Raw genomic sequence first — 23,899 nt, 5'->3', positions numbered from 1 at the left:
CTTTCAGTCTGGCGGGTCAGCCCGCCTTGCGGGCGTTGATCGCGATGTTGATCTTGACGGCGGCCGCCACCGTATCGGGGCTAGCGAACTGGCCCTGGCCGATGCCGAACCAGGGGCGGTCGATCGTCAGCGTCCCGCGCATCTGCGCGGCATTGCCGTTGATCGCGAGTTGAAACGGAAGCGCGACCGGGCGTGCAACGCCCCGGATCGTCAGCGTGCCGAGCGCCTGATAGCGGTTGCCACCGAGGCTCTTGAAGGATTTCGACACAAACGTCGCGCGCGGAAAGACCTTCACGTTGAACCAGTCCGGCGTGGGTAGCGATTCGTCGCGGGTGGCGTCGCCGGTGGCGACAGAGGCGATGTCGATCACGGCGGTGACGCTCGATCCGGCCAGATTAGCGGGGTCGAACGCGATCCGCGCGTCGAAACGGCGGAAACTGCCGTTGATCGGCTGTCCGTTCATGCTGGCGACGAAGGTCACCTGCGAGCTTGCCTTGTCGATCGTCCATGCCGGCGCGGGGGCGGCGACCGCCGGAGCCGCGATCAGTACGAGCGCGGCAAGAGGGGCGTAACGCATAGGTTCAACTTTCCTGTGATGGGAGGGGCGTGCTGCGAAGGCCGGGCACGATCCTGCCCAGAACGCCGTCGCGGGCGATGAACTGGTGCTTGAGCGCTGCGGCGACGTGCAGCGCGATCAGCGCAACCCCGCCAAGCGCCATGTAGAAGTGAAGACCTCCACCGATCGCCTCGACCTGCGCCTTGCCGGCTGCATCGAGCGTATGGAGAAATCCGATATGCGGCCACGGCACGGTTTTCCACAACAGCGTCGGGATGTTGTATGCACTGACCGACACCATCGCCCAACCGGTCAACGGCATCCCGATCATCAGGCCGTAGAACAGCCAGTGCGTTGTACCGGCCGCGCGCCGTTCCCACGTCTTCATGGATATCAGCAACGGCGGCGGGGGATTGAGCATGCGCCAGCCGAGCCGCGCGACGCTGAGCAACAACACGGTGATGCCGATCGACTTGTGCAACTGGAACATGTCGAACTGCGCCAGGCCCTTCAGGTAACCCATCCGCCAGCCGAGCAGCAGATTGGCCAGAATTAGCGCCGCGATCGCCCAGTGGAGCAGGATCGCGATGGCGGAATAGCGTGTGCGCATAAGAAGGGCTTTCGGAAGGAGCCACCCGGTGCGCCGCGCGCGACGCACTGGGGAGCGGGGGCAGTCGTCAGTTCTTGCGTTCGAACGCGGCGCTGATCGTGATTGTCGTGTCGTCGCTGACCAGCGGTGCGTATTTGCTGACGCCGAAATCGGTCCGCTTGATTGCGCCGCTGGCCTTGAAACCGAGCGTGTAGGCCTTGTTCATCGGGTTGGTCACAGCCGCGTTGAACGTCGCCCGCAGCGTGACCGGCCTGGTCACCCCGTGCAGGGTCAGATTGCCGGCGACCGTCGCGGTCGTTGCGCCGGTGCGCGTCACCTTGGTCGAGATGAAATGCATCGTGGGAAACTGCGCCGCGTCGAACCAGTCTGCGCTCACCAGTTCCTTGTCCAGCGTGGCATTGGTCGTCGAAACACTGGCCACCGGGACGGTCACGTCCAGCACGGTGGCGGACAGGTTGCGGGGGTCTATCGTCAGCGAACCCGTCGTGCCGGGAAAGGTCCCGAAAAACTCGTTGATGCCGAAATGCGTAACCCCGAACTGGACGAGCGTGTGATAGCTGTCGACGCTGTAAGTGCCGGCCTGCACTGTCGCCGGCGTGGCGGCTGGTGCCGTCTGGGCGATGGTGCCTGTCGCTGTGGCAAGCGCGGCGGCGGAAAGTAAAATCGCGATAACAGGCTTCATTGACCTATACCCCTTGTTGACCCCGATATGGGGCGGTTGTTTGATGGTGCGGGATGCAATGGCCGCAGCGTATCGTTGCGACCATCCGAATAATTTCGACGGAATTGCTCTAGAAAATCGAACGTTGGCAGGCCCGATAGGACGGGCTGTCCTGGCAACGTACGACAAGCCTGCCGCCCCCCGAGGTGGAGCGGCAGGGGCTGGGATTCAGATGCGCACGAGATTGTGCATCGAGAGCGAGCCGAACGGCAGCGAGGCCAGCGGACCACCTACGTCCAGCGTGCCCAGGTCGATCGGGAAGAAGCCAATCGTTTCCAGAATGCCGCGCACCTGCGTCTTTGCGTCGGCATCGTCCCCTGAATAGAACAGTACGCGCTGACCACCGGCGGCTTCCGGCTCGCGCAGGACGTTGACGTCGAGATGGTTGAACGCCTTCACCACGCGTGCGCCCGGAACCAGCTTGGCAACCACGGCGCTCGAATGGGTGTCGCCCAGATCGACGGCCTTGATGCCGTAAGCGGCCAGCGGGTTGGTGGGATCGCTCGCTTCGGGCGAACCGGGCTGGAGGAACAGCACCGGGTTCGTGCCGTCGATTACGATGCGGTTGTTCCAGGCGGGCAGGCCGCCGAGCACGTCCTCCAGCGCGACCCAGGGCATCGCCAGTACGACGATGTCGGCAGCGGCGGCCTCGGCCACCGTGCCCGCCGTGACTGTTTCCCCCAGTTCCGCGACCAGCGCGGCGAGCGAATCCGGGCCGCGCTTGTTGGCGATGATCGAAGGGATGCCCTTCTTGGCAAGCGCGCGGGCGACGTTCGAGCCGAGTGCGCCCGAACCGATGATACCGATAGTCATGTCATGTCTCCTGATAAAATGGGGCATACGAAAGGGACGGCAGCGCCCCATCGGCTGGCCGTAACCGAAAGCGGAAAGGGTAAGGGTTGCGCCGCCTTCTACCGGCGGATCAGCCCCATTTGAGCGGCAGTTCGAACTTGCCGAGACGAGCGAGGTCGGTGGCGATATGGGCAATCGTTACCCCGGCCAGTTCCGCCTCCATGGCGGCGCGGGCACGGTCGAGCACCGGGCGGAGCGCTTGCTGGATGTTCCCGCCCACCGCACAGCCACGCAGCGGCGACATGCGGTGCAGCGTGAACAGCGCGGTATCCTCCACCGCTGCATAGACATCGAGCAGGCGAATTTGGGATGCCGGCTTCGCCAGCAACGCGCCGCCGCCGGCCCCCAGTTGCGAGACGGTAAGCCCCGCCTGATGCAACCGGGAAAACAGCCCCCGGATGACGACCGCGCTGGTATTGGCCGATACCGCCAGATCCTCGGATCGCAGCGGCGCGCCGTCGCCCACTGCCATGGCAGCAAGCGCGTGGACGGCAACGACGAAGCGAGAACTGGTTGGCACGCGGCCGATCCTTCCGATGGTGTGTAACGATCACGGTGACAATTTACTGGGCAGAAGAACTGCGGTTTCGGCGCCGCTTCCGCGGACATCGAAGCGCCGTTGCGCCCTGCCGAAACCCAGATCGCATGCTTGCAGTGGCCGGGGCAGCCTCTATTATCCGATCGAATCCATCGACTTTTCCGATGGAAGGAGGTTGCCGATGATCGACGCCATTTCGCTGGGCCAGTTGCGCGCGTTCATCGCGGTGGTGAACGAAGGCAGCTTCTCCTCGGCGGCCCGCGCGCTGCGGCGTACCCAGTCCGCCGTCAGCGAATCGATCGCCAATCTGGAAGCGCAACTGGGGGTGGTGCTGTTCGACCGTACCGGCCGCTACCCGCGACTGACGCCGGAAGGCGCGGTGCTGATCGCGGATGCGCGGGCGGTGGCGACCGCGCTTGACGAACTGCGCGCCCGCGCCAAGGGCATGGCCGGCGGGCTGGAGCCCGAACTGATCGCAGTGATCGACGTGTTCGTGCCGATCGATGTCGTGGCCGATGTCGCCGAACAGTTCGGCGTCGCCTTTCCCTCCACACCACTGCGCCTGTATGTGGAGGCACTGGGCTCCGCGGTGCAGCCCGTGCTCGAGGGGCGGGCCGGCTTTGCCCTGGTCGGCTCGCTGCCCGTACTCCCGCCAGACGTCACCGCCGAACGCATCGCCGACGTCAAGCTGCTGATGGTCGCGGCGGCGACTCATCCGCTCGCCGCGCATCGTGGCATGATTCCGCCGGAGGAACTGGCGCGGCATACGCAGCTGGTCCTCACCGACCGCTCCAGCCTGTCCGACGGCCAGCAATTCGGGGTGATGGCGCCCTCGACCTGGCGGCTCGCCGATCTCGCCGCCAAGCATGCGTTCCTGCTGCGCGGCCTCGGCTGGGGCGGCATGCCCTATCACGTCGTCAAGCAAGACCTGGAGGAAGGGCGGCTGGTCGAGCTGTCGATCCAGAACGTGCCGCCCGGGGGCGCCGCGCTGCCGATGTCGGCCATCTATCGTGCGTCGGACCCGCCGGGGCCGGCGGGGCGATGGATGATCGAGCGCCTGAAGCATTGCGCCCAGAACGTGGAATAGCGCGGCTATCCATCGGGCGTGCCGATGGTAGCAATCGAATATCCGTGGCTTCTGCGATAGCCGATTATCCGGCATTTCCGTTGCATCGCTCCAGCGCGAGCAACGAAAGGAACCTAGCCATGAACGCACCCGCCATGATCGCCACGCACCGCCGTGTCCGGTACAAGACTTCGGGCCAGGGCCACCGCCCGATCATCCGCCTGATGAGCCCCGGCGATCTCGGCCAGGTGCTGAAGCCGTTCGTATTCCTCGACCTGTTCTCGCCCGAGGCCGCATCGATCGGCGACATGCCGATCCATCCCCATTCGGGCATCGCCACGGTGACCGTGCTGACCGAAGGCGACCTGCATTTCGACGATCCCATCTCGGGCTCGGGCTCGATCGGCTATGGCGGCGTCGAATGGATGCGCGCCGGCGGCGGGGTGTGGCACGGCAAGGAAATGTCGAAGGGCAGTTCGCCGCGGATCAAGGGCTTCCAGCTGTGGCTGGCGCTGCCGCCCGAGTTGGAAAACGCCGCGGTCGACAGCCAGTATATCGAGGCGAAGGACATGCCGGTGGTCGGCCCGGCAACGGTGATCCTGGGCGAACTGGGCGGCGCGGCGAGCCCGGTGCGCGCGCCGGCCGGCATCAACTATCTGCTGGTGACGCTCGCACCTGGCGAGCGCTGGACCTACACGCCCCCCGCCGATCATGATGTGGCCTGGCTGGCGATCAGCCACGGTGCCCTAGTCGGGGACCTGACGGTGCACACCGGTGAACTGGCGTTGCTCGAGGGTGCGGGGGCGATCCCGCTCCAGGCGTCGGCCGAAGGCGCCCGCTTCGTGGTAGCCTCGGCGATCGAGCACCCGCACGATCTGGTGACAGGCTATTATTCGGTCCATACCAACAAGGCGGCGCTGATCCAGGGCGAGGCGCGCATCGCGGCGCTGCGCGAGCGGCTGTCGGCGCAGCGCAGCTCCGGCCCGACCCCGGTGTTCCGCGGCTGATCCGCTCGCCTTTCCAGATACCGATCGATGGGAGCATCCGCACGCCTGTGCGGATGCTCTTTTCGTGTGTGCTCTGGCCAGTTGTTCCGCTCGGGAATAAATGAAACAACGTCTGGCCCATAGCTGCCGGCAATAGCCCTTTCTACATCGTGGTCAGCAGAACAGGAGGATAGTCCTCCATATCCTGCGGCGGATGTATAAGGAGTATTACAATGAAAGTGCTTGGCTATAGAATCGGAGAGATCAACGCCGAAGCTGCGATGACGTCGGATATTGTGATGAAGTCCGATCTGCCGTTCGACATGCTGAACGATTTCGTTGAGATCGAGCGGCGGGTGATGGATATTCATGCGGGAATGAACCGCAAATACACGCCGTTCCAATATGACCCGGTGACTGGCGGGCCGCTGTGCGGCGGTCGTTATGTGTTCGACACCTGGGAAAATGTGCAGAAATACTTCCGGTGGACGGTCGAAGAGCTGGAATTCGAACCCGGCGTGAAATTTTGGAACCGCGAGATTTTCCCACAGGTCGACAAGCATATCTGGAAGGTCGTCGGCGCACATGACTTTGCGCCCGTAGAGACGCACGGCGTCAACCGCTTCGAGCGCTGGCACTATACCGGGGATGCAGACGCCACCCGGGTTGCGCTGGATACCCTCTGGCCGGCGCTGCGCGACGCAGCAGAGCGCGCCGGTCTCGGCACCATATGGCTGCTCGACCAGCCGGACGAAAAGCAGATCGCGATCCTCACCACCAACCGGTCTGCGCTGCTCGATACCGACATTCCGGCCGTGCGCGCCTCCGTCGAGGCGATGACGGCGATGCCGTCGCTCGGTACGATGCTTCCCAACGGGCTTGGCCTCACCAAGGCCTTCGACCGAACGGCGCCGATCTTTTCCACCTGGCTGCCGCTGTCCCGCCAGCTTCGCGGTGCGCCGGTGGCAAACCCCAGTTCGCCCGCGCTGCCCTTCCCGCGTGTCGCGGCGCAGGAAGTCTGATCGTCGATTACGCCGGTGTTCCTGGTCGGGGCGCTTTCACGAGCGTCTCGGCAAGGAAGTCGATGAACGCGCGCAGCTTGGCCGGCTGGGTGATACCATCGGGATAGATCAGATAGAACGGCCGAGTTGCACCGCCATAGCCGGGCAACAGCTCGATCAGGCGTCCCGCTGCCAGGTCTTCTTCCACGGCGAACCGGTACATCTGATAGATTCCGGCGCCAGCCCGCGCCAACGCGATGCCCCCCACATATTCGTCTTCGCAGACGAGATTGCCGTTGGTTGCAATCTCCTTGCGGACGCCCCCCTCGCTATAGCTCCAGGTCGATATCCTGCCGCTGCCCGGAAGCCGGAACTGGATGCATTGATGCTGGAGCAAGTCCTGCGGGCGGTTCAGCGCAGGCGCCCGCGCCAGATACTCGGGCGCGGCGATGATCACCAGTTCAGCATCTTCCAGCTTGCGCGCGACCATGCCTGAATCCGCAAGCTCATGGCCGCGAATGGCAATGTCGAAGGCATCGTTGCCAAGGCTCACCGAACGATCGCTGATGTGCAGCCTCACCTGGATGCGCGGAAAGCGTGCCTGGAATGTCGACAGCAATTTGGGCATTCGCCAATGGGCATAGGGGGTGGGCAGGCTCACCCGCAATTGCCCGGCCGGTTCGGCCTGCGCGCCCGCCGCTGCCTGTTCCGCACGATGGAGCAGCGCCAGCGCTTCGCGGCAATCGGCCACATAACGCTCTCCAACGTCGGTCAGGCGCATCGTCCGCGTGCTCCGCAGGAAGAGCGGAGCGCCCAGCCGCTGCTCAAGCCGCATGATCGCCTTGCTCACCGCCGCAGGAGAAAGGCCGGACGCATTCGCCGCCTGGGTAAAGCTGCCAAGGTCGGCTGCGCTGAGCAGCAACTTGATATGGCCGATCGTCAGGTCGTCAAAGGCATCGTGCATGCGATCTGTCTGCCACAATCGCAGGGCCGATGCATGTCCTCGGTCGGCGCCGCTTCAACTGCCGTCCTCGCGCGCCGTCGAGCGAACGGCGGCGAGCAGCATGTCTACAAAGGCAGTCACCTTGCGCGGCCGGAATCGCGCGGACGGCGCGACAGTAAAGATGCCGCCGGACGGCAGCTGCCATTCCGGCAGAACATGGTGCAACCACCCTGCTGCAAGATCGCCCGCGACGAGATAATCGGGCAGCACCGAAATCCCGCCACCGCCCAGAACCGCGGCCAGCACCCCGGGCGTCGTATCGATGGCGATGCTGGCGCGCAGGCGCACCGTCTGCCGTTCGCTGTCACCGCGCACGAAGGTCCAGGCCAGCGGATCGCGCAGTGCCAGGTTGGCGATGAAGGGGAGAGCGGCGAGGTCGTCCGGTCGGCGCACTTCCGCGACCCGATCGAAAAGGTCTTGGCCAGCCACCAGCACTTGCCGGAACGTACCGATCCGCCGGGCCAGCAGGCTGGAATCGGGCAGCCAGCCGACGCGGATCGCCAGGTCGATCCGGCCGTCGGCCAGATCCTGCGTCGTGTCGCCCAGCGTCAACTCCACCCGGCAGCCTGGATAGCGGACCGCAAAGGCCGTCACCACCGGCACGATCGCGGCGACCCCATAGTCATTGGGCGCCGTCACCCGCAGCACGCCGGTGGGCTCGGCGACCGTCAGCGCCAGTTCGTCCACCGCTTGCTCCGCTTCGCGCAGGATCAGCACGCAGCGCGCGTGCAGCATCCGGCCCGCCTCGGTCGGCTGCACCCGCCGGGTCGTGCGGACCAGCAGGCTGGTCTGGAGGTCCTGCTCCAATTGCGCGACCTGCTGGCTGACCACCGCCTTGGTAATGCCCAGCCGTTCGGCCGCGCGGGTGAACGATCCGGTGTCGACCACGGCAGCGAAATAGGAAAGGCGGTTCAGGTTCATCATCGGCGCTCAAGCAAGGTTGATTGTAAGCACATAGCATATAGTCTGTATCGTTTGTTGGCCTTCTTCGATCAGTCCCCGCGTGGCATAACCTAGCGCCAAGGAGACCCCGGCATGGCCCAAATTGCACACGCTACCTATCTGTTCGATCCGCTGTGCGGCTGGTGCTACGGCGCGGCGCCGGTTCTCGAACGGCTCGCCGCCGATGCCGGGCTTGCCATCGCGTACCTGCCGACCGGCCTGTTCGCCGGGCAGGGCGCACGCGCGATGGACAAGGCCTTTGCCGCATTTGCGTGGCGCAATGACGAACGCATCGCAGAGATGACCGACCAGCCGTTCAGCGCCGCCTATCGCGATCAGGTGCTGGGTGTGCCCGGTCGCTTCGATTCCGGACCTGCAACCCTGGCGCTCACCGCCGTCGCCCTGACGGCAGCCGATCGTGATGCAGAGGCCTTGCGGGCGATCCAGGCGGCGCGCTTTGTGGAGGGACGCGACGTGACCGATCTCGCAGTGCTCGCCGAGACGCTGGGCGGACTCGGCCTCGTCGAAGCCGCCGACCGACTGGCGCGATCCGACGACGCGCTGCACGCCGCCTGCCAGGCACGCATCCAGCAGGGCCAGGCGGCGATGCGCCAGTTCGGTGCCAATGGCGTGCCCGCCATGATCGCGGGCAGCGGCGAGGCCCGCCGGTTGGTGCCCGCAAATGCGCTGCTCGGCGACGCAGACCTGCTGGCCGCCTTGCTCAAGGCTGCCTGATCCAACCCTTTTCGACCCATTCCCGGAGACCGACCATGTTCACGAGGAGAACCGTCATGAAGACCGTAGCCGCCACCGGCGCACTCGCCGCCGCTACCGCCGCCGGCATCGCCAGGGCTGCCGGGCCGCTGACCTTGCAACACTTCCCCGCTGGCGAGAACGGCTTCTATCGCGCGCCGGTGCTGATCAGCGGCGGCAGCGAAGCCGTGCTGATCGACGGCGGCTTCACCTATCCCGACGGCCTTAAGGTCGCCGAGGCGATCCGCGCCACCGGCAAGACGCTGACCACCATCTATGTCAGCCAGTCCGACCCGGACTATTATTTCAGCCTGAAGCCGATCGTCGCCGCCTTCCCCAAGGCCCGCGTGATCGCCGCTTCCGCAACCGTCGCCGCGATCCGCGCCAGCGTCGAGAAGAAGCTCGCCGTCTGGGGACCGCAGCTCAAGGAGAACGGCCCGCAGGCGCTGGCCGACATCGTGTTCCCCGAGAGCTTCGAGGGCGCCTCGCTGCAGGTGGACGGCGAGACGATCGAGATCCTCGCGGCGGAGGGGCTCGCCAATCGGCGGACGCTGTTCGTGCCCGCGCTGAACGCGGTGGTCGGCGGCGTGCTGATCTTCTCCGGCGTTCATGTGTGGACCGCGGACACGCCGACCACCGAGCAGCGGGCAGCCTGGCGCGCGAACCTGGCAGCACTCGCCGCGCGCAAGCCGGGAATCGTCGTCCCGGGCCATATGGCGGTGACGGCGCCCACCGACAGCTCCGCGATCGCCTTCACCATCGCCTATCTCACCGCGTTCGACGAGGAACTGCCCCGCGCCGCCAACGCCGCCGCGCTCAAGGCTGCGATGGAAGCACGCTTCCCGGGCCTGGGCATGGGCGTCGCGATCGACATCGGGTCCAAGGTTGCCACCGGCGAAATGCAGTGGGGTTGAGATGAGCAGCAATCTGGACGTGATCCGGGCGACCTATGAAGGTGCGTCGGAAGACAATGGCCGGGCGCTGATGGCGGCACTGGCGCCCGACGCGCACTGGACCGAAGCGGCGGGCTTTCCCTATGCCGGCACCTATGTGGGGCCGGAGGCGATCGCCGCCGGGGTGTTCCAGCGCCTCGGCAGCGAGTGGATCGACTACCATGCAGAGGTGCATAGCTACCTGGCGGATGGCGACCAGGTGGCCGCATTCGGTGTCTATTCCGGCACCTACAAGGCCACCGGCAAAGCCATGCGCGCCAGCTTCGCGCATCTTTATCGGCTGAAGGATGGCAAGATCGTCAGCATGGAGCAGGTTGTCGACAGCGCGATTGTGCGCGCGGCGATGGCGCACGAGGCATGAGGCAGCGTCCGACAGATCCCTTGGCTTGATCGGGTTTGCCACGCCACTTGCGGGACGGGGGAGCGTTTTTCTGCTCGCCAAGGCGTGCGGTCGGCTGCCGGCAACGCAGGCTTTGTCGCGCGCGCCGCCTGCGCCATAGTGGATCTGCGAAGGTAGCGCGGATCTGTCAGCGGCTGCGGCGCATCAGCTGCCGGTATCCGCCGTGGGCCATGGCCCGCGCCTCGCGCACCAGCCGTCGGACGCGAGAGCGAAGCGAGTCCGAGATATCATTCCAGTCCCGCGCCACCCGCTGGTCACCGAACAGGCTCGCGCCGATATCGCGCTGGCTCGCGCCCTGGCCTATCGCATCATGCACCCGCAGCATGTCGATGCCACGGTCGATCCAGGGATCACGGGGAAACAGCGATCGTGCAAACCGCCGATGCCTGCACAGGTCGAGAAACCGGCGCAGGGGCAGCAGTCGCGCCTCCGCCGAAGCAAACCCGTGCAGCCGATACTGGAGCAGAACCGCTTCCTGTCCCTCCAACCGGCCCTCCTCGATGTCGAGCCGGACATGATGCCAGCCGTCCGACAGTACCGCATGCTCGCGCCCCAAATCGTCGACTGCGATGGTGAGCCAGGGCGCGATTCGATCAATGCGAATACTGTCGGGGTCGGCCGGGTCGGCGGGCACGGCAGCGACGGAAAGTGTCCCGGGATCGAAATCGGCATGCCAGATGAGCCGCGCCTCCGGGGCCGGGAGGTCGGGATGTTCCGCGAAAGTGAAGCCCCCACGGAATGGCATCGCCGGCGCCGCGCGTGGCCGTGCTGGCCCGCGTGTACCAGCCCACATAGCCGGGATCGCGGCGCAGCCATTCCCACATCAGCCCCGCGCGATCGATGCCGCGCAACGCGCAATACGGCGCCGGGTCGCGCCAGTCGGATCCCGGGGAGCGGGATCCGTCCCTGTTCATGCGCTATGCCGTCTCCGGACCGCCGCAGCACGATCCTCCTCGCCGGGACGCCCGATGAAACGGCCTGGCGCGCGATTGCCGCGATTCGCCGACATCCAGGTTTTGCCTTGCGACACACCATGATATGTCAGTTCCATGACACGGCTCGCCGGGTGACGGCTTGAGACACCGCCGCGCGGCCCAAGGGACCGGGAAAGGGCGGCCCAGGGATTGCCGGTGGCTTGAGACACCGCCCAGGGTCGTGGCTTTGCCCTATGCGCATGCACAGCATGGCAACGCAGTTCATGCGCGTCGTCGAGGCCGCAGCGAATGCGGACGATCTTACCGCCGCGATGGCGGCGGTGACGGAGCAGCTCGGCTTCCAGTATTTCGCGCTGACGCATCATGTCGATATCGTCGCGGCGAGCGGCAACGCCATTCGTATCCACAATTATCCGGTCCGCTGGGCCGATTATTATGACCGCAATGCGCTTGGCATCTCCGATCCGGTGCACCGTGCGAGCCACAGGACCAGTGTCGGTTTTCCCTGGTCGCGGATGTCCGAGATCATCCCCATGACCCGCGAAGACCACCGCGTGCTGGCGCTGGGCCGCGATCACGGTATCGGCGACGGCTTCACCGTGCCGGCGCATGTGCCCGGCGAGGCGCGCGGCTCGTGCTCGTTTGCGAACGAGGCGGGCTGGCCAATGCGGCATGAGATGCTGCCGCTTGCACAGCTCGCGGGGATGTTCGCGTTCGAGGGCGCACGGCGGCTCTGGGCGATGCGCGGAGGTCTGCAGATGCCGCCGCGACCAGTACTCACCGACCGCCAGCGCGACTGCGTGCTCTGGGTTGCACGGGGCAAGAGCGACTGGGAAATCAGTCTCATCCTGGGCGTCAGCGAAGAGACAGTCGCCCGCCATATCAAGCAGGCCTGCGAGCGCTACGGCGTGAACAAGCGGACATATCTAGTGATCCTGACGCTCTTCGACGGAACGCTGACCTTCGCCGATATCTTCCGCCGCCGATATTACCCTTTTCCGGAATAGCGGACTGACCCGCAGCGGGACGACCCTTGGCTGATCACGGTCAAGGAGCGAGACCCATGCTGCATGTTGTTCAATCCGCCGCGCGCCCGGCATCGGACGCCGTCCTGCGTTCAATGTTCGCCGCGCGCAAATCCGTCTTCGTCGACCTGCTCAAATGGGATGTGCCGGTCCTCGACGACCGCTATGAGGTCGACCAGTTCGACGATGTCCACGCCACCTACCTCATCCTCGCCGCGCCGGACGGCACGCATCTCGGGTCGGCCCGGTTGCTGCCGACGACGCGGCCGCACATCCTCGACAGCTTCTATTCGGGGCTGTGCGAGGAGGCTCCACCCCGCGACGCTGGCACGTTCGAGATCACGCGCTTCTGTCTCGATCGCCGGCTGAGCGCCTGCGAGCGGCGCCTGGTGCGCGACACGCTCGTCAATGCGCTGGTCGACCATGCGTTGGCGGCGGGCATCACCGCCTATAGCGCGATCGCCGAGATGGGCTGGTTCCAGCAGATCCTCGCCTTTGGCTGGCGCTGCGTGCCGCTCGGGCTGCCGCGCATCATCAACGGCACGATGTTGGCGGCACTCCGCATCGAGATCACGCCGGAAACGTCGAGCCTGCTAGAATCCAGGCGTGCCACGGCAGCCGCGCTGCGCGTCGACCGACGCGTCGCAGCTTGACGCGGGGGACAGAAAATGACCGACACACTCGACCTTTCCGGTGCAATCGCGCGCCACGCCGCCGATCTCACGGCGCAAGGCTATTGCATCATCCCCGACGCGCTGCCGCGAGCGACAATCGGCGCGCTTGATGACGACCTCGCTAGCGATTTCGCCCGCACGCCGTTCGGCCAGGGCGGCTTCTACGGTACTACGACCAAGCGGTTCGGTCGGCTTCTCGTCCGTTCGCCTCACGCCGCGGCCCTGGTCCAGCATCGCCTGATCCTCGGCGTCGTCGAGGCGGTGCTGTCGCCCTGGTGCGACCGCATCCAGCTCAATACGACTCAGGCGATCGCAGTGCATCCCGGCGCGCCGGCTCAGCTTCCCCATCGTGATCAGAAGCGAGGTTCTCAAGCCTCGGCACCGCCCTCGCGGCGCATGATAAGACTAACATTTTGATTCGGAGAAGCAATGCTAACCCGTCGATGCTTGTCGACTGAGCGCATTTGCTCAAACAGATTACGTTGATCGCCAGGCCCAAGCGCTCCAACTTGGCGGCGTGAACAGCGCTAATCTTAGGGACGAGATGGCCGACGAGCATTACGAGAACGTTACGATGTAGGTGAATTTCGTCAGGCAGGCCAAAGCCGATGGTGACGTAAAGGGCGCGGCAATGTTTCGTCAGATCGCAATACGCTTACAAGGGCGCTGGCAAAGCTCTCGGCGAGGTAGGCGGCCTCGGCGTCAGTTTCAGTGTCGCTCAAACTCTTATCACGGGCGAGCCGACACTCCCGAGCTCTGAAACCAGCGAGGTTCGGCAAGCTCGCATTGCCACAGTTCGTCGCAGTCCGTTCACGGCTGGTCGCAGCAGTTCGCAAAAATCCGCTTCAAAAACCCGGACGGAGACCCGGACGCCAAACCCAAAACCAAAAAAAATCTAATGTTTTCAATGGTTTTTGGCGGAGACGGAGTGAGCCAAAGTGGCCCATCGCAAGCATTTCAAAAATAGCGGTTTTTTGGTAAAATCTCCTCGGAAAACGGAGCGTTTCCCGTCGGCGAAGCGTCGAAGGCGGATCGTAGCGGTTCATTGCAAATCGCATCGATCCTCGACCCGAACCCGGCTGCAAACCCGGCTGCAAACCCGGCTGCAAACCCGGCTGCAAACCGTGAGGCGGAGGCAGGCGGATTCGAACCCCTTGGGTTCGATGGAGGAAGGAGAATTCGCATGTCCCGGAGCCTGCATAAGTTGAGCGCACGAAGGGTGGAAACCGTCAGCACGCCGGGTTGGCACAGCGATGGCGGCGGCCTGTATCTCCGTCTCGGCAAGGACGGATCAAAGCGCTGGACCTTCGCGTGGGAACGCGACAAGCGGCGACGGGAGATGGGCCTTGGTGCCTTCGCCAATGTCTCGCTCGCGATGGCGCGAGAGCGTGCCGCCATCGTTCGCGCGCAGCTTGCCGATGGGCTGGATCCGATTGAGGAGCGGCGTGCCGCCGAAGAGGCCGAGCGGGCGTCCCGCAGCGCGGATACGCCCACGGGCGGTGGAGAGTCGAAACAGTCTGGCGAACAAGCATCGCCCCACTTCGGCGTATTCGCCGACAAGTATATCGACACACACGCCGATGGCTGGAAGAGCTCCAAACACCATAAGCAATGGCGCGCAACGATCTGGACGCATGCAGCCGCATTGCTTGAGATGCCGGTCGATACCATCACCGCCGAAGACGTTGCTTCCGTGCTGCGCCCGATATGGCGGAAGATTCCGGAAACGGCAGGCCGCGTTCGCGGACGCATCGAAATCATCCTCGATGCCGCGAAGGCGTCGAAGCACATCGCCAGCCCATGGGAAAGCCCGGCGCGCTGGAAAGGGAATCTCGTTCACATGCTCCCGCGGCAACGCAGGAAAGCGCAGGTCAAGCATCATACCGCGATCCCCTACGAGCAGATGCCGGATTTCTTTGCCAGTTTGCGGAGGCGCGCTGCCCCTGCGGGACGCGCGCTTGCACTGACAATCCTTTGCGCCACCCGCACCAACGAAACATTGCGGATGACATGGTCGGAAGTGGATTTTGATGCGGGAGTCTGGACGATCCCTGGCGTACGCATGAAGATGGGAATCGAGCACCGCGTTCCGTTGTCTCCGCTCGCGCTCCAAATATTGCAGGAGCAGGCGCGCACGTCGAACCGACGTCCTGACGGCTATGTCTTTGCCGGCCAGAAGCCCGGAACACCGCTGTCGGGCATGGCGATGCTCATGGTGCTGCGGCGCATGAACATGGGCCAACATACGGTCCACGGCATGCGCAGCAGCTTCCGTGACTATATGGGGGACATGACCGGGCACCCCGAAACGATCGTCGAGCAGGCGCTAGCGCATCAGGTTGGCGATGAAACGGTACGCGCCTATCGTCGCGGCGATGCGTTTCTCAAGCGGCGAGTCCTTATGCGCGACTGGGAATGTTAGCTGTTGGGCCATGACAGTCAGATGCCGGCGAAGGCGGTGGAAGACGCTCAACCGCCGATCGAAGCCGCAGCCTGACGGCGTCTGGCCACGGCCAACGCCGCACCGATGTCGATGGGGTTCCATGGCCTGATCAACCTGCGATGGTCGGCGGGCAGGTGGCGCAAGGATTTGTAACGGTAGCGACGGCGGAACTGACCCAGTGCAGCCAGTTCAGATGGCTGCTCGGACAAAGCCGAGGGATGCGTCTTCGATGCCGCCCCGTACGATACGCATTGGAGAGGGTGCCATGTCGCCTGTCGCAATCGTGGCATCTAGATCGCTTTGGCGCGCCCTTTTGTCAGAAATATGCTACGTTAATCTGACAATCGGCCTTCCCATTTTGTCAGAAATGTGCATACAAACTTCTGACAAAGGAGAAGTGATGCGTGGGCCGGGGCTAGATCTGAAAACCGCCATTCTGGGTCGGATGACTCAGAAAGCGCCTTTCGGCGTGTGGACGCCGCGTGATTTCCTGGACCTGGGATCAAGAGAGGCCGTCGATCAAGCACTGCATCGCCTGAACCATGGCGGTGACATCCGTCGGATCGCGCGCGGGCTGTACGACAAGCCACGAGCGAACAGCCTGACCGGCCAGCCAACTCACCCCGATCCGCGCGCGGTGGTCGATGCCCTTGCGCGTCGGGATCAGGCGCGCATCATCGTCGATGGCATGACGGCCGCCAATGATTTGGGTCTCTCCGACGCCGTGCCCGCACGGATCGTCGTGCATACTGATGCGCGGCTCAAGCCGATCGCGCTTGGTAAGCTACAGATCGAGTTCAAGACGACCGCTCCCAGCAAGCTCTATTGGGCAGGGCGCCCCGCCATGCGTGTGGTGCAGGCGCTTCACTGGCTGCATGATATCGCGGCTGACCAGGGTCCAGAGGTCGAGAGGCGATTGCTGACGATCTTCGCCGATCCACATCATGGCGCTTTGATCGTGAATGACCTGCAACGCGATCTTCTCGCATTGCCCGCCTGGATGCAGGTGATCCTGCGCGATCTGCTTTCAAAGATTGATCTGGCCGAGCCTCCCCCAACGCGGAGAAAATGATGAACCCGGACTATGCCCGCCTGCTCACCGCCCCAGCCGACGACCGTCGCGATCTTTTCACAGCGACCAGCCAGCGGCTCGGCACGGCACCTCAAAACGTCGAGAAGGACTTCTGGGTCTGCTGGACGCTTGATGCCTTGTTCAATGGCCCGGCCTCGGAGCGGCCTCGTTTGCTGTTCAAGGGCGGCACGTCCCTGTCGAAGGGCTTCGGCCTGATCGCACGTTTCTCCGAAGATATCGACATCACCGTATTTCGGGAGGACCTTAACGAAGGAGCGAGCGTCGAGGAACTGGAAGGGCTGTCACGCAAGAAGCGAGAGGCGAAACTCGACGCCATCAAGGTCGCCTGCCAGGCATTTATCGGCGGTCCACTCCGGGCGCAGTTGCAGAACATCCTGACGACGATGATCGCCGAGACTGGCATGGCCGCGGATGGCGCACGGATCGAGATCGATGACGACGATGTCAGTCGGCAAAGCCTGCTGTTTTGGTATCCGACCGTGACCACGGCTTCGGACGGCTACATCCGGAAAGCGGTAAAGATCGAATCAGGGGCCAAATCCGCGCTCGACCCGCACCAACGGGGGCGCGTCGCTCCTTACGTAAACGACGATCTTCCCGCCTTCGCGCTGGAGATCGACAATGTCACGATCGTAGATGCCGAGCGCACTTTCTGGGACAAGGTCGTCATTCTGCACGGTCTGCGTCGCTGGTTTGATAAGCGAAACCTGCTGCGCGCGGGTGGGCAGCGCGTCTCACGACACTATTATGATGTTCATATGCTGATGGCAGCCGGCACCGGCGATGCAGCCTTGGCCAATCCGGCGCTTGGTCGCGACTGCGTTGCTCATGCGCGGTTGTTCTTCAACAGTCCTGATCTGGATCTGGCGCATGCGGAACCGGGAAATTTTGCGCTGGTCCCCAGCAACGCAATGATCGTCGATCTTCGCCGCGATTATGATGCAATGGCGGGCATGATTTTTGGCGAGATCCCAGCGTTCGACGATATCATGGAAACCGTGAGCCGCCTGCAGGATCGTCTCAACGACGATACCTGAAGCAGCACGAAACAGAGCCCGTGCGCTTTTCGTATTTTGCCTGCCTGTTGCTATGGCGAGGACCGGAACTGATGCGGGTTGCTCTTCAGCCTCTTCCCGTCCATCATCGCTTTAACGGGTTTGAGACCCGAGGGTGTCCTCGCGCAAAACCTCAAGCCATGATCCGATATAATCGGCATGGCCCACGGTCGGCTGGATGCCGAGCGCGGCACACAGGAACGCGCTGCCCATCGCCGCCGCGAAAGCCGTCCTTGCCGCCCGAGGCGTCGATCGAGGAGACGGTATATTCGGTCGCGTCGAGCAGCGGTTCGATCCAGTAGAGCCCCTTTGCGAAATCGAAATGATCGTCCCACAGGCCATAGACGTGCCGCATCGCGCCGAGGTGCCGCAGCACCGCGTCGCGGTCGTGGTCGATCAGATAGCGCGCCCAGACGGCGTCGGCGATCGCCTCGCTGAAATGGCGATCGTTGCCGCCCTCGTCATAGAGGAAATTGATGTAATCGTCGGCGAAGCGCCGGTCGCGCAGCCAGCGGCCTTCGTAGAGATGGAAGCCGGTCGCGTCGTTGAGGCTGGCATAGGGTTCGCGCTGCCAGCCGACATCGTCGAGGAATTCGGTGGTGATATAGCCCTTCGCGCCGAGATCGCGCTGGTGCGCGCGGTACACCTGCCAGCGGTAGTAATAGACGCGGTCGAGCAGCGGGTCCGAGCTTTCGAACAGCGGGATGCGGTCGGCATACCAGCCGGCGTCGCCCCCATAGCGTTCGGCGAGGATCTTCGGCGCGTCGAGGCGCGGCGGGGACGCTGCCGCCGTCAAAAGAACGGGCGCCGCGCACATCAGGAGAGTGCGCAGCGCCCGCAAAAGGTGCCCGGTAGCGCTCACAAGGGGAGGAGGAGCGAGACCGGACGAGGAAACAGCATCAGCGGAAGCCGTAGCGCACGCCGATCGCGAAAGTCCGCGCGAGCAGGGTGGTGCCGAGGTTGAACCGCTCCGGCCCGCCGACGTCGTCGAACTTGTAATAGGTCTGCTGCGTCGACTGGAGCAGATTGACCGCATCGAAGGTGATGCCGAGACGGTCGTTGACGTTGAAGGTCAACTGCAGGTCGAGGCTGCTTTCCGGCGCACGCCACACGCCGATCGGGTTGGCGAACAACCGCGCCTCGTTGTTGGCGAGGAACTCCTTGCGCCAGACGTAGGAGACGCGCGCGCCGATCGGGCCCTTATCGTAGGCGAGCGTAGCGTTGTACGAGAAGTTCGACACCCCGAAGAACGCCGAGTTGAACTGCCCGGTCAGATTGCCGGCGGAGTCGAACTGCGGGATGTTCTGACTCGAATCGAGGACCGTTACGCTGCCGACGAAGCCCAGGCCGTCGAGCAAGGGCGGCAGGTAATGCGGGAAGTAGGTGACGCCGACCTCGATACCCTTCAGCACGCCGTTGGAGGCGTTGAGCGGCCGGGTGATCGCGAAGGTGTTGGTGGCGCCCGCGACGATGCCGTTGTTCGGGATGTTCTCAAGCCGCGTGACCGGCACGACCAGGCCGTTGATCTCGCGGCGGAAGCCCGTCACGGTGATCGCGCTGTCGCGGCCGAAATACCATTCGGCGGCGATATCGAAGTTGCGCGACGTCGTCGGCTTCAGGTCGCCCGTGCCCGCGCTGCCGCTGCCATAGCCGACGTTGGTGAGATCACCCGTCAGCGTGTAGTTCGGGTTGACGTCGGTGAAGTTCGGGCGGCGTAGCGTCTCGCCGTAGTTGAAGCGCAGGCGCAGCTTGTCGGTGATGGCGTAGCGGGCCGTGAAGCTCGGCAGGAACTTCTCAGTCCCGTTCGAAGCGTCGGTTTCGGTGAAGTTGTTGTAGCGGTCGAAGAACTTCGAATTGGTGTCGACCGTCACGAAGCGCACGCCGCCTTCCAGCTTCAGCGGGCGGCCGAAGATCGAGATTTCGGCATCGGCTTGAACATAAGCCGAGAGCGTGATCTCGTCGATGTCGAACACCGTGCCGAGCGACAATTGATCCGAGGTTTTCAGGCCGTAGAGGCCGCGCACCTTGTCGGCATTTGCGTACACCCAATAACCATTGGCCAGCACCCATGTGGAGGGGATGTCGGCGCGGCCGTCGAAGAAGCCCTTGTTGGTGAAGGCGGCATCCGCCCCCAGCGACGCCAGACTGACGCCGAGGTTGCCCGCATCCTGCGAGCGCACCGCCGTGGAGGCCTTGCGGTCATCGAAGCGGAAACCGCCCTTAATGCGGCGCAGGAAGCCGTCGTCCCAGGTATATTCGCCGTCGATCGTGCCGGTGATCGCGCTGCCCTTGTCGCGCTGCGCATTGTCGTAGAATTGCGCGACGTTCCAAACACTCGGGTCCGCCAGCAGCGCGTCGTTGCCGAAGTGATAGGACGGGATGCCGCCGCCAGCGTTGAAATCGACGTTGATCGTGTCCGCCACGCGGTCCGTGCGCAGCGCGACGAACGAGGTCTCGTAGGTGCTGGTCTGATAGGCAAGGTCGGCGACGATCTTGCCGTGCGACCCGACATCCCACTTGCCGTTCAGGGCATAGACGAAGCTGTCGGTCTTGTTCTGCGTATAATCGCCGCTGTTGAAGCCATAGACGCTGTTGGCGACGCGCGACTTCACGATGTTGGTGCCGTCATACAGCGTTGGCTGCTGCGCGTTCGCCCAAAAATCGACGAAGCTGAACTGCAGGCTGTTGAAGGTGTTGCCGCGGAAGCCCGAATAGAACACTTCGGCGGTATAGACCGAACTGCTGTTGGGCGCCCATTGCAGGGCGACGTTGAACGAGGGGCGCTCGCGCTTGCCGTACAGATCGGAGCTGAACACGGCGTCGCGCGAGAGGTAATAGGGCGTGGCGACGCCGTTGTTGATCAGCGTCGAGCCCGCTGCGGTCGGCAGGCCGCGATCGAGGCCGACCTGCCAGTTGGGCGGGGTCTTGCCGTCGGGGAAGATTCGCTCGAACGGGGCGAGGCCCGAACCGGCCGGCGGGTTGAGCGTCGCGAAGGGCACCAACGCCCCCGCCGTCGTCGTCATGTCGCGGTAATTGGTCTTGCTGTAGCTGCCGTTCGCCAGGATACCGATATCGCCAATGCCCGTTTCCCAGCGATCGCTGATGAGCAGTGCGGCGTTGGGATTGAAGGTGTCGGCCTGCTGGTTGTAGATTCCGCGCGCGAGGCCAGAGATGGCGAAGCCCTTGAAATCGAACGGGCGGCGCGTCTTGACGTCGACCTGCCCGGCGAGGCCGGTCTCGATCTGGTCGGCCGAACGCGTCTTGTAGACGTCGACCTGCTTGATGAGGTTGGCGGAGATATCCTGCAGCGAGAAGGACTGGCCCGCCGCCGTGAAGATGTTGCGGCCGTTGAGCGTGGTCAGCGCGTCGGGCAGGCCGCGGATCGAGATGCCCGCTGCCTCGCCACCGCTGCGGTTCGTCACCTGGATGCCGGTGACGCGCTGGAGCGCCTCGATGACGTTGTTGTCGGGCAGCTTGCCGACGTCTTCCGCGACGATCGAATCGACGATCTGCGTCGAGTCCTTGCGCACGTTCAATGCGCCGACGATCGAGGCGCGGACGCCGTGGACGACGATGTCCTGCGCGTCGGCGGGTGGGGTGTCATCGGTGGTGCCGGTCGCGCCCTCGGTTTGTGGGGCAGAGGCAGCTTGCGCCATCGCGGGTGTTGCCGCGAGCAGCGACAGCAGCGAGACCGAGCACAGGATAACGGGCTTCATTGCCATGTGAAACATCCCCAAGATAAGCCGTTCTTTGGCGGCTATTAGTCCTACAAATTAGATGTCGCTTTGGCACCGAGTCCGGAGGGCGTCAAGCGGGTATGGGGACATTTACGGAGAGATCGGTGCGCTTTTGGGCCTGCTGATGCGATTTTGGCACATATCGCGTTAAAACAAGTAAGAGTTAAAATGCGCGCTATGACGCGATGCGCAACAGCGCCGCGCCGTGCGCGGGCACATCGTGCGCGACATGCCCGTCCGACGCGACGGTGCGTGCACCGGTCCACAGATCGTGCTCCGTCACGGTTCCGGCCATCCCGATCTCGTGCAGGGGCAGCGCCACGCGCCGGGTCTTCTCGGATGTGTTGAACAGCGCGACGTAGCGGTTCGCGCCCTCCGCCCGCGCCGACCAGACGCGCGTGCCGTCCTCCACGAAATGCGGCCGGTTGCCGCTACTCGCCTGATTGACCGCGATCACCGCGCGATTGGTCAGCAGCACCAGCGTCGCGGCGTCGAGATGGCGCAGATCGCCGACCATGATGAGCGGCGAACGCGCGATCGCCCATAACGTCATCAACGTGCGCTGCTCGTCGGGCGTAAAGCGCGTGTCGCGCGCGCCCATCGCGATGCGGCCGAGCGGCAGCATGTCGGCATCGGGCCAGCGCCCGTCGCCGCTATGCGGGCTCCAATTCTCCAGCCGGGTGAATTGCGCCTCCAGCATGCGCCATTCGTCCCAGAAATCGTCGGAGATGCGCCACATCTCGGCATGGCGACGGACGTGATCGGCGCGCGCCACCGGCGTCTCGCCAGGCGAGAGGCTGAGGATCATCGGCCGACCCGACCGGCGGATCGCGCGCGCGATCGCCTCGATCTCCGGCGCATGCGCGTCATAGGGACGGTTCATGTCGTCGACCTTGACGAAATCGACTCCCCAGCGCGCATATTCGGCGAACACGCCGTCATAATAGGCTTGCGCGCCGGATTTGCGCATGTCGACGCCGTACACGTCGACGTTCCATGAGCAGATGCTGTCGGGGTCGGCGATGTCACGCGCGCGGTAGGACGTGCCCGCGACCGGCAGATTGGCGGCGACCGCCGCGCGCGGGATGCCCCGCATCCGGTGGATGCCGAACTTCAGCCCGAGCGCATGCACTTGAGCGGCGAGCGGCGCGAAACCCTTGCCGCCCGTGCTCGACGGGAAACGCACCGGATCGGGCTGGAACCGGCCGAACCCGTCCATGACCGGCACGATATCGGTGTTATAATCATAGCCCTTGGCGCGCGGATCATACCATTGGTGATCGACCGTGAAGATCGAATAGCCTGCCGGCAGCAGTTTCTCCGCCATGATCCGCGCTGTCTCGATCGCCTGCGCCTCGGTGATCGTCACCGCGAAACTGTTCCAGCTGTTCCACCCCATCGGCGGCGTCGGCGCGAGCAGCGGCGCGCGCGGCGCCTTGCCACGCGCGCGGCCGAGGCCGGGTAGCGCGATCGCCGCGACGCCGCCCGCGAGCAGTTCGCGGCGACCGACGCCGTTCACGCGAGCCGCCCGTTGGCGACAGGTGCCCCGAAATCGGGCGTGCCGTCGGGCGTGTAGCGGAAGCGCTGCATGCGCGTGTGGCGGTTGGGATCGAACAGCGGGTCGCCCTCAATCTTGGCATAGTCGCGCGCGTGATAGACGAGCACGTCGCGACCGCGCTCATCGGTGGTGAAGCTGTTGTGACCGGGCCCGAACACCTTGTGCGCGGGCGACGACTGGAACACCGGCACCGGCGATTTCGTCCAGTTCGCCGGATCCATGATGTCGCTGTCGGCAGGCGCGCTCAGCATCCCCAGGCAATAGCGATCGTCGGTCGCGCTCGCCGAATAGGTCATGAACAGCCGCCCGTTGCGCTCCAGCACGGCGGGCGCCTCTGCGACCTTGAAGCCGCGCACTTCCCAATCGAGCGTCGGCACGGTGAGCCGCACCTGCTTCGCCGCCAGCGTCAGCGGTGTCGCGAGCGGGGCGAGATAGAGGTTGGAATTGGTCTCGATCCCCGGCTCGCGCTGCGCCCAGGCGAGGTAGCGCGTGCCCTTGTGGATGAAGCTGGTCGAATCGAGCGTGAAACTGTCCCACGCGGTCTGCAACTGGCCGAGTACCGACCATCCGCCCGTCATCGGATCCTTGCCGTCGCAGGCGATAGCATAGGTGCGGATGCGGAACACGTCCTCGCCGCCGCCGCTCGGGCCCGCCGCGAAATACATGATCCAGCGCCCGTCGATCAGGTGCAATTCGGGCGCCCACAGGAAGCCCGACATCGGCCCGCTCTTCTCGTGCCGCCACAACACACGCTCGGCGGCGGTCGACAGGCCTTCGAGCGTCTTCGCGCGGCGCAGCACGAGCCGGTCGTATTCGGGCACCGATCCGGTCATGTAATACCAGCCGTCGGTGTGGCGGAAAACCTGCGCATCGGCGCGCTGGCGTACCACCGGGTTGACGATGGCGGGGGTGGTCGGGGCCTTTTTCGCAAGCGCCGGGGTGGCCGCGAGGGCGGTTGCGCCCGCGACGAAAGCGCGGCGTGTAAAGTCGGTCATGGG

22 protein-coding genes and 4 pseudogenes are annotated in these 23,899 nt (G+C 64.5%); 12 read left to right on the top strand and 14 right to left on the bottom strand.

What is annotated here, in order from left to right; translation table 11 throughout:
- Window positions 1-16: 16 nt before the first annotated feature.
- The 5 genes from WC704_RS11930 to WC704_RS11910 all read right to left on the bottom strand — a co-directional run bounded on the left by WC704_RS11930 (window position 17) and on the right by WC704_RS11910 (window position 3,259).
- Entirely contained in the window at window positions 17-577 is a 561-nt protein-coding gene (locus WC704_RS11930; protein WP_372890131.1) for a YceI family protein, read from the bottom strand.
- Window positions 578-581: 4 nt separating this feature from the next.
- The gene (locus WC704_RS11925; RefSeq protein WP_372890130.1) at window positions 582-1,166 is read right to left on the bottom strand and encodes a cytochrome b; all 585 of its coding nucleotides are present in this window, start codon (window positions 1,164-1,166) and stop codon (window positions 582-584) included.
- 67 nt (window positions 1,167-1,233) lie between these two features.
- On the bottom strand, window positions 1,234-1,848 hold the full coding sequence (locus WC704_RS11920) for a YceI family protein (protein ID WP_372890129.1): 615 nt from the start codon (window positions 1,846-1,848) through the stop codon (window positions 1,234-1,236).
- Between the two features lie 207 nt (window positions 1,849-2,055).
- Window positions 2,056-2,700 carry an NADPH-dependent F420 reductase gene (locus WC704_RS11915; protein WP_372890128.1) on the bottom strand — a complete coding sequence of 215 codons (645 nt, stop codon included), beginning with the start codon at window positions 2,698-2,700 and terminating at the stop codon, window positions 2,056-2,058.
- Window positions 2,701-2,809: 109 nt separating this feature from the next.
- Window positions 2,810-3,259 carry an Rrf2 family transcriptional regulator gene (locus WC704_RS11910; protein WP_372890127.1) on the bottom strand — a complete coding sequence of 150 codons (450 nt, stop codon included), beginning with the start codon at window positions 3,257-3,259 and terminating at the stop codon, window positions 2,810-2,812.
- Between the two features lie 199 nt (window positions 3,260-3,458).
- Here WC704_RS11910 and WC704_RS11905 point away from each other — a divergent pair, with 199 nt between their 5' ends.
- The 3 genes from WC704_RS11905 to WC704_RS11895 all read left to right on the top strand — a co-directional run bounded on the left by WC704_RS11905 (window position 3,459) and on the right by WC704_RS11895 (window position 6,351).
- Window positions 3,459-4,364: a LysR family transcriptional regulator gene (locus WC704_RS11905; protein WP_372890126.1), complete on the top strand. Its 906-nt coding sequence runs from the start codon at window positions 3,459-3,461 to the stop codon at window positions 4,362-4,364.
- Between the two features lie 119 nt (window positions 4,365-4,483).
- The gene (locus tag WC704_RS11900) at window positions 4,484-5,350 is read left to right on the top strand and encodes a pirin family protein (RefSeq protein WP_372890125.1); all 867 of its coding nucleotides are present in this window, start codon (window positions 4,484-4,486) and stop codon (window positions 5,348-5,350) included.
- Window positions 5,351-5,562: 212 nt separating this feature from the next.
- Window positions 5,563-6,351: a hypothetical protein gene (locus WC704_RS11895; protein WP_372890124.1), complete on the top strand. Its 789-nt coding sequence runs from the start codon at window positions 5,563-5,565 to the stop codon at window positions 6,349-6,351.
- 7 nt (window positions 6,352-6,358) lie between these two features.
- Here the strand turns inward: WC704_RS11895 and WC704_RS11890 are convergent, their stop codons facing one another.
- Both WC704_RS11890 and WC704_RS11885 read right to left on the bottom strand, forming a co-directional pair.
- Window positions 6,359-7,294 (bottom strand): LysR family transcriptional regulator, encoded by a 936-nt coding sequence (locus WC704_RS11890; RefSeq protein WP_372890123.1) that lies wholly within the window; start codon window positions 7,292-7,294, stop codon window positions 6,359-6,361.
- Window positions 7,295-7,348: 54 nt separating this feature from the next.
- Entirely contained in the window at window positions 7,349-8,257 is a 909-nt protein-coding gene (locus WC704_RS11885; protein WP_372890122.1) for a LysR family transcriptional regulator, read from the bottom strand.
- A gap of 111 nt (window positions 8,258-8,368) precedes the next feature.
- Here WC704_RS11885 and WC704_RS11880 point away from each other — a divergent pair, with 111 nt between their 5' ends.
- The 3 genes from WC704_RS11880 to WC704_RS11870 are packed head-to-tail and all read left to right on the top strand — an operon-like array spanning window position 8,369 to window position 10,342.
- On the top strand, window positions 8,369-9,010 hold the full coding sequence (locus WC704_RS11880) for a DsbA family protein (RefSeq protein ID WP_372890121.1): 642 nt from the start codon (window positions 8,369-8,371) through the stop codon (window positions 9,008-9,010).
- 56 nt (window positions 9,011-9,066) lie between these two features.
- On the top strand, window positions 9,067-9,942 hold the full coding sequence (locus WC704_RS11875) for a hypothetical protein (RefSeq protein WP_372890120.1): 876 nt from the start codon (window positions 9,067-9,069) through the stop codon (window positions 9,940-9,942).
- Between the two features lies 1 nt (window position 9,943).
- Complete coding sequence (locus WC704_RS11870) at window positions 9,944-10,342, top strand: nuclear transport factor 2 family protein (RefSeq protein WP_372890119.1); 399 nt, start codon at window positions 9,944-9,946, stop codon at window positions 10,340-10,342.
- 166 nt (window positions 10,343-10,508) lie between these two features.
- On the opposite strand, the gene WC704_RS11865 is transcribed toward WC704_RS11870, so the two are convergent.
- Complete coding sequence (locus tag WC704_RS11865) at window positions 10,509-11,126, bottom strand: DNA -binding domain-containing protein (protein ID WP_372890118.1); 618 nt, start codon at window positions 11,124-11,126, stop codon at window positions 10,509-10,511.
- 31 nt (window positions 11,127-11,157) lie between these two features.
- Window positions 11,158-11,205 (bottom strand): annotated as a pseudogene (locus tag WC704_RS11860) (hypothetical protein); the annotation flags it as partial.
- 374 nt (window positions 11,206-11,579) lie between these two features.
- Between WC704_RS11860 and WC704_RS11855 the strand changes: the two are divergent.
- From WC704_RS11855 to WC704_RS11830, 6 genes are all read left to right on the top strand, one after another.
- On the top strand, window positions 11,580-12,323 hold the full coding sequence (locus WC704_RS11855; protein WP_372890117.1) for a LuxR family transcriptional regulator: 744 nt from the start codon (window positions 11,580-11,582) through the stop codon (window positions 12,321-12,323).
- Window positions 12,324-12,379: 56 nt separating this feature from the next.
- Window positions 12,380-12,994 carry an acyl-homoserine-lactone synthase gene (locus WC704_RS11850; protein ID WP_372890116.1) on the top strand — a complete coding sequence of 205 codons (615 nt, stop codon included), beginning with the start codon at window positions 12,380-12,382 and terminating at the stop codon, window positions 12,992-12,994.
- Between the two features lie 15 nt (window positions 12,995-13,009).
- Window positions 13,010-13,432, top strand: a complete 423-nt coding sequence (locus WC704_RS11845; RefSeq protein WP_372890115.1) for a phytanoyl-CoA dioxygenase family protein — start codon at window positions 13,010-13,012, stop codon at window positions 13,430-13,432.
- 766 nt (window positions 13,433-14,198) lie between these two features.
- Complete coding sequence (locus WC704_RS11840) at window positions 14,199-15,437, top strand: tyrosine-type recombinase/integrase (RefSeq protein ID WP_372890114.1); 1,239 nt, start codon at window positions 14,199-14,201, stop codon at window positions 15,435-15,437.
- 286 nt (window positions 15,438-15,723) lie between these two features.
- A complete protein-coding gene (locus WC704_RS11835) occupies window positions 15,724-16,530 on the top strand; it encodes a DUF6088 family protein (protein WP_372890113.1) in 807 nt (268 codons plus the stop codon).
- The gene (locus WC704_RS11830) at window positions 16,530-17,588 is read left to right on the top strand and encodes a nucleotidyl transferase AbiEii/AbiGii toxin family protein (RefSeq protein WP_372890112.1); all 1,059 of its coding nucleotides are present in this window, start codon (window positions 16,530-16,532) and stop codon (window positions 17,586-17,588) included. Before WC704_RS11835 ends, WC704_RS11830 begins: the two co-directional genes overlap by 1 nt.
- A 135-nt stretch (window positions 17,589-17,723) precedes the next feature.
- Here WC704_RS11830 and WC704_RS11825 read toward each other — a convergent pair.
- The 5 genes and pseudogenes from WC704_RS11825 to WC704_RS11805 form a co-directional block, all read right to left on the bottom strand.
- Window positions 17,724-17,825, bottom strand: a pseudogene (locus tag WC704_RS11825) (zincin-like metallopeptidase domain-containing protein); the annotation flags it as partial.
- A gap of 85 nt (window positions 17,826-17,910) precedes the next feature.
- Window positions 17,911-18,423, bottom strand: a pseudogene (locus WC704_RS11820) (glycogen debranching protein); the annotation flags it as partial.
- Between the two features lie 82 nt (window positions 18,424-18,505).
- A complete protein-coding gene (locus tag WC704_RS11815) occupies window positions 18,506-21,328 on the bottom strand; it encodes a TonB-dependent receptor (protein WP_372890111.1) in 2,823 nt (940 codons plus the stop codon).
- Window positions 21,329-21,518: 190 nt separating this feature from the next.
- Entirely contained in the window at window positions 21,519-22,862 is a 1,344-nt protein-coding gene (locus WC704_RS11810) for a glycoside hydrolase family 27 protein (RefSeq protein ID WP_372890110.1), read from the bottom strand.
- Window positions 22,863-22,864: 2 nt separating this feature from the next.
- Window positions 22,865-23,896 (bottom strand): annotated as a pseudogene (locus WC704_RS11805) (family 43 glycosylhydrolase); the annotation flags it as partial.
- Between the last annotated feature and the right edge of the window lie 3 nt (window positions 23,897-23,899).

It is taken from the genome of Sphingomonas sp., assembly GCF_041661885.1.
Classification (GTDB): domain Bacteria; phylum Pseudomonadota; class Alphaproteobacteria; order Sphingomonadales; family Sphingomonadaceae; genus Sphingomonas.
This window is presented reverse-complemented; position numbering and strand designations above follow the sequence as displayed.